Source organism: Kitasatospora sp. MY 5-36 (assembly GCF_001182915.1).
Classification (GTDB): domain Bacteria; phylum Actinomycetota; class Actinomycetes; order Streptomycetales; family Streptomycetaceae; genus Kitasatospora.
Genome location: NZ_LFVW01000623.1, coordinates 1 through 4,330 on the forward strand (window position 1 = coordinate 1; position 4,330 = coordinate 4,330).

A 4,330-nucleotide genomic window follows, 5' to 3' on the forward strand; every position below is an offset into this window, starting at 1 on the left:
TCGTCGGGGCGGCCGTCGCCGCGCTGGCGATCCCGCTGACCCTCGCCTTCCCGGCCGCGTCCCACGGCTGGATCACGACCCCGCCCAGCCGGGCCGCGCTCTGCGACACCCACGTGGACGGCGTCCCGTGGGACTGCGGTGACATCCAGTGGGAGCCGCAGAGCGTCGAGGGCCCCAAGGGCTTCCCGGCCCTCGGCCCCTCGGACGGCACCATCTGCGCCGGCGGCAACGCGCGCTTCGCCGAGCTGGACGACCCGCACGCGGGTGCCTGGCCGACCACGCCGGTGACGGCGGGCGGGCAGCTCACCTTCACCTGGAAGTTCACCGCCCGGCACGCGACCACCGACTTCCGGTACTACATGACCAAGCCGGGCTACGACGCGAGCCAGCCGGTCACCCGGGCCAACCTGGACCTTACGCCCTTCCTGACCGTCCCGTACGGCGGGCAGCAGGTGCCGAGCACGCTCAGCCACACCGCGACCATCCCGGGTGGGCGCACCGGCCACCAAGTGGTCGTCGCGGTCTGGACGATCTCCGACACCGGGAACGCCTTCTACTCCTGCACCGACGTCGCGTTCTGACGTCCGGTCCCGACGCCCGGTCCGACGCGGACACGGACCCGGACGCGAACGAGGTGCACGGCCGCCGGAAGACCGTGCACCTCGGGGACTCCTCGGACGGCGGCGCGCTCAGTGGCCGCCGCAGCAGCCGCCGTCGGCACCGCCGCACTGGCAGGGCGCGCCGGACTGGCAGCCGCAGCCGCAGCCCGGGCCGCAGCCGCAGCCGGCGGCGAGGACGGGGAGCAGCTTCGGGGCGGGTGGCTCGACGGTGGAGTGGGCGGATGCCGGTCGGGTCGGGTGGGCCTTCATCGAGCTTCCCTCCTTGTGACGGGCACAGTCCTGTGCCCCCAACGTCGAGTGAAGCCGCCGAATGGACGGAGCGTCAACGGGCGCGCGGTGGTGGGGCGCACGGAGTGCCGTGCGCCCGCACCACCCTCGTCGCAGGTTTACTCGCCCCGGGGGGTGAGCCGGGAGCGGCCAGGAAGCACCGCCCGGACCGGAGGTCAGTCGACCGGCGCGGCCTCGGCGGCCTCGGTGGCGGCCACGAACTCGGCCACGTGCTCGCCCGTCACCAGGTACACCACGCGCTTGGCGACCGACACCGCGTGGTCCGCGAAGCGCTCGTAGTAGCGGCCGACCAGGGTGATGTCGACGGCGGTCTCGATCCCGTGGTGCCAGCGCTCGTCGATCAGGTGCGACAGCAGCTCGCGGTGCAGGGTGTCGATCGCATCGTCGTCCTGCTCCATCTCCAGCGCCTTGTCGACGTCCTTGGTGGCGATGACCAGGCCGGCCTTGGCCACCAGGCGCTGGGCGAGCTGGCCCATCTCCAGGACGGTGGAGTGCAGGTCGCTCGGCACGGCGGTGTCGGGGTAGCGCATCCGCGCGACCTTGGCGACGTGCCGGGCGAGGTCGCCGCAGCGCTCGAGGTCGGCGCTCATCCGCAGCGAGGTGACGACGATGCGCAGGTCGGTGGCGACCGGCTGCTGGCGGGCGAGGAGGTCGATGGCCCGGTTCTCCAGGTCGTGGTGGAGCTCGTTGACCTTCTCGTCGGCGGCGATCACGCCCTCCGCCAGGGCGAGGTCCGCGTCGAGGAGGGCGGTGGTGGCGCGGCCCATGGCAGAGCCGACCAGCCGGGCCATCTCGACCAGGCTGTCGCCGATCGCATCGAGTTCCTCGTGGTACGCGTCGCGCATGTTCTCTCCTCAGTAGCTGTGTCGGTGGCGGTGCCGACCGGTCAGCCCGTCCGACCGTCGTTCCGGTGTCCGGGTGACCGCTGCTGGTGGCGCGCATCGTACGCGCACACCCGAGCCGGTGGCCGCTGTTCGGCACACCGATCTCTCCCACACGGGCTGCCTGGCCAACTTTCGGCCGCCTGGGCGACGGTGCACGGCCGCTCCGGTGAATCGGCGGCTACTTGAAGGTGAATTCTCGGCAACGCGTGGTCGATGCCTTGATCGGGTGCTTGGGGACTGGCCTGGCCGTGCGCTTACGCTGGCCACATGGACGTGAACGTGGCCGCCGCCGCTGCCTGTGCCATAGCCGGGCTCGGTGTCGGCCTCACCGCCTCCATCGCCTTCCGCTGGAGCGAGCGCGAGCAGGCCAAGGGCAGGTACAGCGCAACCGGCGGCAGGAACCCCGGCCGGTACCAGTCACTGGGTACCGGCAACCCCGAGCCGCCGCTGCCGCCCGGGGTCGACACCGTGCTCTCCGTGCTCCGCTCCTGCGCGATCGTGCTGGGCGAGGGCGACGAGGTGGTCAAGGCCAGTTCGGCGGCGTACGCGATGGGCCTGGTGCGCGGCGGTGCCGTCGCGGTGGACCAGATGCTCGCGCTGGCCCGTTCCACCCGCCGGGACGGCGAGATCCGCCAGGTCGAGCTGGAGGTGCCCCGGCCGGGCGCGGCCCGCGCGGCCGAGCCGCTCGCGGTCTCCGTCCGGGTCGCCCCGCTGGGCTCCCGGCTGGTGCTGGTGCTGGTCGAGGACCAGACCGAGCGCCGCCGGGTGGAGGCCGTCCGCCGGGACTTCGTGGCCAACGTCAGCCACGAGCTCAAGACCCCGGTCGGCGCCCTGTCGCTGCTCTCCGAGGCGGTCGTGGACGCGTCCGACGACCCGGAGGCGGTGCAGCGCTTCGCCGGCCGGATGCAGGTCGAGGCGGCCCGGCTGGCCAGCCTGGTCCAGGAGATCATCGACCTCTCCCGGGTCCAGGACGACCGGCTGATGATCGACCCGGAGCCGGTCGCGGTGGACGAGCTGATCGCCGAGGCGATCGACCGCTGCCGCCAGCAGGCCGCCGCCAAGCAGATCCTGATCGCGGCGGGCGGCATCGCCGGCCTCTACCTGCACGGCAATCGCGGCCAGCTCGCCGCCGCGCTCGGCAACCTGGTCGAGAACGCCGTCAACTACAGCCCGCCCCGCACCCGGGTGGCCATCGCCACCCGGCGGATCTCCAGCGCCGCGGCGCTCGGGGAGGCGGACGGCGAGCTCATCGAGATCTCGGTCACCGACCAGGGCATCGGCATCTCCGAGAAGGACCGCGAGCGGGTCTTCGAGCGGTTCTACCGCGTCGACCCCGCCCGCTCCCGGGCGACCGGCGGCACCGGCCTGGGCCTGTCCATCGTCAAGCACGTCGCGGCCTCGCATGGCGGCACCGTCTCGGTGTGGAGCGTCGAGGGCCAGGGGTCGACCTTCACCGTCCGCCTGCCCGCCGGGCAGGCACCCACGGAGGACGAGCCCGACGACGCGTTCGACGACGAGTTCGGCGACGAGCCGGACCACACGCCGGACGGCGGCCCCGCCGCCGCACCCCGAACCCTCACCACGGACCGGACGGACCGCGCTCCCCGCGCGCCCCGCACGGACCGTTCGCTCCCCACCGGGGAGCGGGCACCACACCTGTCAGACACAACCCCGCAGCTTGCCCCGGAGGCCTGATCGTGACCCGAGTACTGGTGGTCGAGGACGAGGAGTCGTTCAGCGACGCCCTCTCGTACATGCTCCGCAAGGAGGGCTTCGAGGTGGCCGTGGCCGCCACCGGCCCCGACGCCCTGGAGCAGTTCGAACGGAACGGCGCCGACCTCGTCCTGCTCGACCTGATGCTGCCGGGCCTGCCCGGCACCGAGGTCTGCCGCCAGCTCCGGGTGCGTTCCAACGTCCCGGTGATCATGGTGACCGCGAAGGACAGCGAGATCGACAAGGTCGTCGGTCTGGAGATAGGCGCTGACGACTACGTCACCAAGCCGTACTCCACCCGCGAGCTGGTCGCGCGGATCCGCGCGGTGCTGCGCCGCCGCGGCGAGGACGGCGGCGCGGGCGACAACGGCGGCGGCCCGGGCGCCCTGGAGGCGGGCCCGGTCCGGATGGACGTGGACCGCCACGTGGTGACCGTGGACGGCGCCAAGGTCGACCTGCCGCTCAAGGAGTTCGACCTGCTGGAGATGCTGCTGCGCAACGCGGGCCGGGTGCTCACCCGGATGCAGCTGATCGACCGGGTCTGGGGCGCGGACTACGTCGGCGACACCAAGACCCTGGACGTCCACGTGAAGCGCCTGCGGGCCAAGATCGAGCCGGACCCGGGCGCGCCGCGCTACCTGGTCACCGTCCGCGGCCTGGGCTACAAGTTCGAGCCGTAAACCGTCCCCACCACGCGGAAGGCCCCCGCCGGCAGCAGCCGGAGGGGGCCTTCGCGTCGCTCCGGCGGGCCCTGGAGGGCCCGCCGGGGGCGGGGTGCGGCGTCAGTGCGCGGCCGGGACGGCCGGGGCGGTGGTGCCGGCCGGG

At 73.2% G+C, this 4,330-nt stretch carries 5 protein-coding genes; 3 read left to right on the forward strand and 2 right to left on the reverse strand.

Annotated features, from left to right (window positions below):
• On the forward strand, positions 1 to 581 hold a 581-nt coding region (locus tag AE652_RS31920; protein ID WP_063780335.1), incomplete at its 5' end, for a lytic polysaccharide monooxygenase.
• A gap of 108 nt (positions 582 to 689) precedes the next feature.
• On the opposite strand, the gene AE652_RS31925 is transcribed toward AE652_RS31920, so the two are convergent.
• Both AE652_RS31925 and phoU read right to left on the reverse strand, forming a co-directional pair.
• Complete coding sequence (locus tag AE652_RS31925; protein ID WP_049657904.1) at positions 690 to 869, reverse strand: hypothetical protein; 180 nt, start codon at positions 867 to 869, stop codon at positions 690 to 692.
• A 194-nt stretch (positions 870 to 1,063) separates the two neighbouring features.
• Positions 1,064 to 1,753 carry a phosphate signaling complex protein PhoU gene (gene phoU, locus AE652_RS31930; protein WP_049657907.1) on the reverse strand — a complete coding sequence of 230 codons (690 nt, stop codon included), beginning with the start codon at positions 1,751 to 1,753 and terminating at the stop codon, positions 1,064 to 1,066.
• 306 nt (positions 1,754 to 2,059) lie between these two features.
• Here phoU and AE652_RS31935 point away from each other — a divergent pair, with 306 nt between their 5' ends.
• Positions 2,060 to 3,487 (forward strand): cell wall metabolism sensor histidine kinase WalK, encoded by a 1,428-nt coding sequence (locus tag AE652_RS31935; protein WP_079271956.1) that lies wholly within the window; start codon positions 2,060 to 2,062, stop codon positions 3,485 to 3,487.
• 2 nt (positions 3,488 to 3,489) lie between these two features.
• Positions 3,490 to 4,185, forward strand: coding sequence for a response regulator transcription factor (locus AE652_RS31940; protein ID WP_031069385.1), 696 nt, complete (start codon positions 3,490 to 3,492; stop codon positions 4,183 to 4,185).
• Positions 4,186 to 4,330 lie beyond the last annotated feature (145 nt).

Coding starts and splice junctions, on each gene's coding strand:
- AE652_RS31925 (WP_049657904.1), bottom strand. CDS start 869: ATGAAGGCCCACCCGACCCGACCGGCATCCGCCCACTCCACCGTCGAG.
- phoU (WP_049657907.1), bottom strand. CDS start 1,753: ATGCGCGACGCGTACCACGAGGAACTCGATGCGATCGGCGACAGCCTG.
- AE652_RS31935 (WP_079271956.1), top strand. CDS start 2,060: ATGGACGTGAACGTGGCCGCCGCCGCTGCCTGTGCCATAGCCGGGCTC.